Genomic DNA, 4272 nt, shown 5'->3' on the forward strand with positions numbered 1-4272 from the left:
ACGCAGAACGAAGACGTGTACCGCTGCCATGTGGCCTTGAGCATTCCGACCGATCCGAAATTCGGCTCGCTGAATCTGGGCGCGGCGGTGCAGCTGATCGCCTACGACTGGCGCGAAGCGCTCGGCGGTTTTGCCGTGCAGCCAGCCACCGCCGAGCCGCGGCTGGCCGACGCCGCCGCCGTCAGCGGCATGCTCGGGCACTGGGAAGAAGCGCTGATCGAGATCGGCTTTTTTGACCCGGCATCGCCCAAAAAACTCATGCCACGCCTGAATCAGTTGTTCAACCGTGCGCAGCTCAGCCCGGAAGAAATCCATATCCTGCGCGGCGTGGCCAAGGCCATGATGCGAAATGGGCCGGATAAAACTCTGGCCGTACCGGACAAAGCGCCGGCGCCAGCGAATACGCCCGCCACGCCATAAACTTCTCCCATGTTTCCCAGACTCCGCTCCGACATCCAGTGCATTCTTGACCGCGACCCAGCCGCCCGGACGGCCTGGGAAGTGCTGACCTGCTACCCCGGTCTGCACGCCGTCATCCTGCACCGCCGGGCACACTGGTGCTGGACGCACGGCTTTAAATGGCTGGGCCGCTTCATCTCCCATTTTTCGCGTGGATTCACCGGTATTGAAATTCACCCCGGCGCCAAAATCGGCGAGCGCGTGTTTTTTGACCATGCCATGGGCGTTGTTGTCGGAGAAACCGCCGAAATCGGTGATGGCTGTACGATTTACCAGGGCGTGACGCTGGGCGGCACCTCGCTATACAAGGGGACCAAGCGCCATCCGACGCTGGGGCGTGACGTGGTCGTGGGAGCGGGTGCGCAGGTGCTGGGCGGCTTCATCGTGGGCGATGGTGCCCGCATCGGCTCGAACGCCGTCGTCGTCAAGCCCGTGCCAGCAGGCGCGACCGCTGTCGGAAACCCGGCCCGCGTGATTCAGGCTGACGCCGACGTAAAACGTGAGCAAGCCGCCAGCCAGATGGGTTTTTCGGCCTATGGTGTGACGCAAAACGACGACCCGGTGTCGCAGGCGTTGCGCGGGCTGATCGACAATGCCGATGGGCAGGAGCACCAGATATCGCTGCTTTGGCAAGCGATTGAAAAACTTTCCAATCCGCAAATCGCCGGCAATCGCGATTGTGTGCCCAGGGACGCGGCTTTGCGTGAAAGCTTTGAGGCCGAGAAGCTGAACCAGCTAGTGGGTAAGTAGCCAGGGGTTGGTTCTAGCGTGGTTTTGGTCGCTGGTCCATTAAGTACCGCTATACCTTGCTATTGAATTCGTAGTATTTTTGACTTTTTTCGCGTTTGCTGGCCGGGCGCCACGAATGCGATGGCCAACGGCTCAAGAGTTGATCGAGAGTTGACCAAGGCCTTGGTCTGGCTGTGCGCCGAGTATTTCCTGAACGCTGGGTTGTTATTGATTGAATAGCTGCGAGCGCAAGATCAGCGCCGCTGACGGCAGTTTGATCCGCCGGTTTCAAGTCGTCAGGGCGGCTTGGGTCGCTGCGCACTTTTCGGCCGGAAGGCCTTGCAGACTTCGTCGCGGGTTTCAAGATAAGGCCCGCCAATCAGGTCGATGCAGTAAGGTACGGCGGCAAAAATGCCGGGAACGAGCGACTCGCCAGCGTCGCTTTTCAAACCTTCCAGTGTTTCCTGGATGGATTTGGGCTGGCCGGGCAGGTTGAAAATCAGCGACTGGTTGCGAATCACCGCGCATTGGCGCGACAAAATCGCAGTCGGCACAAACTTCAGGCTGATCTGCCGCATCTGTTCGCCAAAGCCCGGCAGTTGCCGGTGCGCCACGGCCAGCGTGGCTTCGGGCGTCACATCGCGCGGCGCGGGGCCGGTACCGCCGGTTGTCAGCACCAGCGAGCAGCCGGTGTCCACCAGTTCAACCAGGGCGGCGCTGATGCCCGCCTGATCGTCGGGAATCAGCCGTTCTTCAAAGGTGATCGGGTTGCGCAGCGCACGCGTCAGCCACTCCTTCAGCGCCGGCAATCCCTTGTCAACATAGACGCCTGAAGAAGCCCGGTCACTGACCGAGACGATACCGATCCTGACGGGGTCAAACAGCTCGCTCATGCCTCGGAGTCCTTACCCATTGCCTGCCTGACGAGCTGGAAAATTTCACGGTAAGACTTGCCGTGGCGCGGCGCTTCACCGGCACTTTCGGGTTTTTCAGGTTTGGCGTCCTTGCGGACCTGGCGGATTAGCGCGCGCAGCTGTTGCGAATCAGTGTCGGGGTACTCGGTCAGCCAATCGCCCAGCGCATCGTCCGAGGCAATCAGCTTGTCGCGCCACTGCTCGGCCAGGTGCAAGGCGAGGGTGAGATCGGCTGAGCCGTTGAGCTGTTCGTTGATGGCTGCGCGAATCGGTTCGGCGTCCAGCGGCCGCATCAGCTTGCCGATGAATTGCATCTGCCGGCGCCGGCCCTCGAAATTGGTGATGCGCCTGGCTTGGGCAAGTGCATCGAGCAGCTTTTCGGGCAGGTCCAGCCGCGCCATCAGGTCGGCGCGCAGGGTCAGCAGCGCTTCACCGAGCGCCTGTTTTTCGTCGGCCTCGGCTTTGAGTTGGGTCTTGCTTGGCGGCCCCACTTCTTCGAGGGCAATTTCTTCAGGTTTCACGAATCGGCCGTTGGACCAGTAGCCTTTAATGGGCTTGGGAGACTTGTTATTCATAGCAGTCAGTATCATAGCCACCCATATGACCCAAATATCCCCTGTCCGCTCATCCCGCAACACTTCTCGAACCGTTGGCAAGCCGGATCGCCCGCCCGAGGCTGGTTTTAGCTACCACCGTGACTTTTTCGAGACGCTGGTCGACACCGCGCTGGGTCACGCCAAAAAGCTTGGCGCCAGCGACGCCGCAGCCGAAGCGTCCGAGGGCTGCGGCCTTTCGGTCAGCGTGCGCAAGGGCGAGCTTGAGTCGGTCGAGCGCAACCGCGACAAGTCGCTGGGCATCACGGTCTACATCGGCAAAAAGCGCGGCAACGCGGCGACCAGCGACTTTTCGAAGGCGGCCATCCAGCAAACCGTGAAAGCCGCCTACGATATCGCGCGTTTCACGGCGGAAGATGAAACCTCAGGCCTGCCCGACGACAGCGACATTGCCCGCGATTACCCGGCGCTCGACCTGTTTCATCCCTGGGCCATCACCTCCGAGGAGGCCGCGCAGCTGGCCCTGAAGTGCGAAGCCGCCGCCATGAATACCAGCCGCCTGATCACCAACAGCGAAGGAGCGGGCGTTTCAGCCCAGCAGAGCCATTTTTTCAGCGCCCACACCAAGGGCTTTCGCGGCGGCTATGCAAGCTCGCGCCACAGCATCTCAGTGGCGCCGATTGCCGGCAAGGGCAGTCAGATGCAGCGCGATGCCTGGTACAGCTCCATGCGCGACGCGGGCGAACTCGCCCGCCCCGAAGCCGTTGGCCGCTACGCCGCCGAACGTGCGCTGGCGCGACTGAAGAGCCGCAAAATCCCGACCACGCAATGCCCGGTTCTGTTTGAGTCGCCGCTCGCCGCCGGTCTGCTGGGTGGTTTTGTGCAGGCCGTGAGCGGCGGCGCGCTATACCGCAAAAGCAGCTTCTTGCTCGACAGCATGGGCAAACTCGTCTTTCCCAAACACATCGACATCAGCGAAGACCCGCACCTCCCGAAAGGCAAGGGCAGCGCGCCGTTTGATGAAGAAGGCGTAAAAACCAGCGCGCGTCAGGTGGTGGATGCCGGATGCGTGCAGGGCTACTTCCTGAGCACCTATTCAGCGCGCAAGCTGGGCATGCGTACCACTGGCAACGCCGGCGGCTCGCACAACCTTACCCTGACCAGCCGCAAAACCCGCGCTGGCGACGATCTGGATGGCATGCTGCGCAAGCTCGGTCGGGGCCTTTTTGTGACCGAGCTGATGGGGCAGGGCGTGAACTACGTGACTGGCGACTACTCGCGCGGCGCTTCGGGCTTCTGGGTGGAAAATGGTGAGATTGTGTTTCCGGTGGAAGAGATCACCATTGCTGGCAATCTCAAGGACATGCTGATGGGGATTCAGGCCGTGGGTGCCGATGCCTACAACTACGGGGCCAAGACGGTAGGCTCGATTCTGGTGAACCGGATGAAAGTCGCGGGAACCTGAGAGCGGCCGTTTTTTCATGTATTCCGGGGGGTGGGGAGGCGGCGGCAACGCTCCATCGGCGATAAAACAGCGATCTGTTTCAGTTTTTCGCTGTTTGGCTGTTAAATCCCAGCTGTCCGGCAATCCAGATTTCTTGCGGATTGTTAACAAT

4 protein-coding genes and 1 pseudogene are annotated in these 4272 nt (G+C 61.1%); 3 read left to right on the forward strand and 2 right to left on the reverse strand.

The features are described 5' to 3' along the window. Positions 1-420, forward strand: a pseudogene (locus HHJ19_RS02250) (RNA methyltransferase); the annotation flags it as partial. A 9-nt stretch (positions 421-429) separates the two neighbouring features. Beyond that, positions 430-1209 (forward strand): serine O-acetyltransferase, encoded by a 780-nt coding sequence (gene cysE, locus HHJ19_RS02255; RefSeq protein ID WP_296903711.1) that lies wholly within the window; start codon positions 430-432, stop codon positions 1207-1209. Positions 1210-1484: 275 nt separating this feature from the next. Here cysE and mog read toward each other — a convergent pair whose 3' ends face one another. Further along, positions 1485-2081 (reverse strand): molybdopterin adenylyltransferase, encoded by a 597-nt coding sequence (mog, locus tag HHJ19_RS02260; protein ID WP_296903713.1) that lies wholly within the window; start codon positions 2079-2081, stop codon positions 1485-1487. Continuing rightward, positions 2078-2677, reverse strand: a complete 600-nt coding sequence (yjgA, locus tag HHJ19_RS02265) for a ribosome biogenesis factor YjgA (protein WP_296903714.1) — start codon at positions 2675-2677, stop codon at positions 2078-2080. Before yjgA ends, mog begins: the two co-directional genes overlap by 4 nt. Before the next feature lie 25 nt (positions 2678-2702). Here yjgA and pmbA point away from each other — a divergent pair, with 25 nt between their 5' ends. Then, positions 2703-4121, forward strand: a complete 1419-nt coding sequence (gene pmbA / locus HHJ19_RS02270; protein ID WP_296903715.1) for a metalloprotease PmbA — start codon at positions 2703-2705, stop codon at positions 4119-4121. Positions 4122-4272: the final 151 nt, after the last annotated feature.

The organism is Polaromonas sp. (assembly GCF_012927415.1).
Taxonomy (GTDB): domain Bacteria; phylum Pseudomonadota; class Gammaproteobacteria; order Burkholderiales; family Burkholderiaceae_C; genus Polaromonas.

Bases quoted from the DNA above. Each gene is read 5' to 3' on its own strand.
- cysE (WP_296903711.1), top strand. From the start codon at position 430: ATGTTTCCCAGACTCCGCTCCGACATCCAGTGCATTCTTGACCGCGAC.
- mog (WP_296903713.1), bottom strand. From the start codon at position 2,081: ATGAGCGAGCTGTTTGACCCCGTCAGGATCGGTATCGTCTCGGTCAGT.
- yjgA (WP_296903714.1), bottom strand. From the start codon at position 2,677: ATGAATAACAAGTCTCCCAAGCCCATTAAAGGCTACTGGTCCAACGGC.
- pmbA (WP_296903715.1), top strand. From the start codon at position 2,703: ATGACCCAAATATCCCCTGTCCGCTCATCCCGCAACACTTCTCGAACC.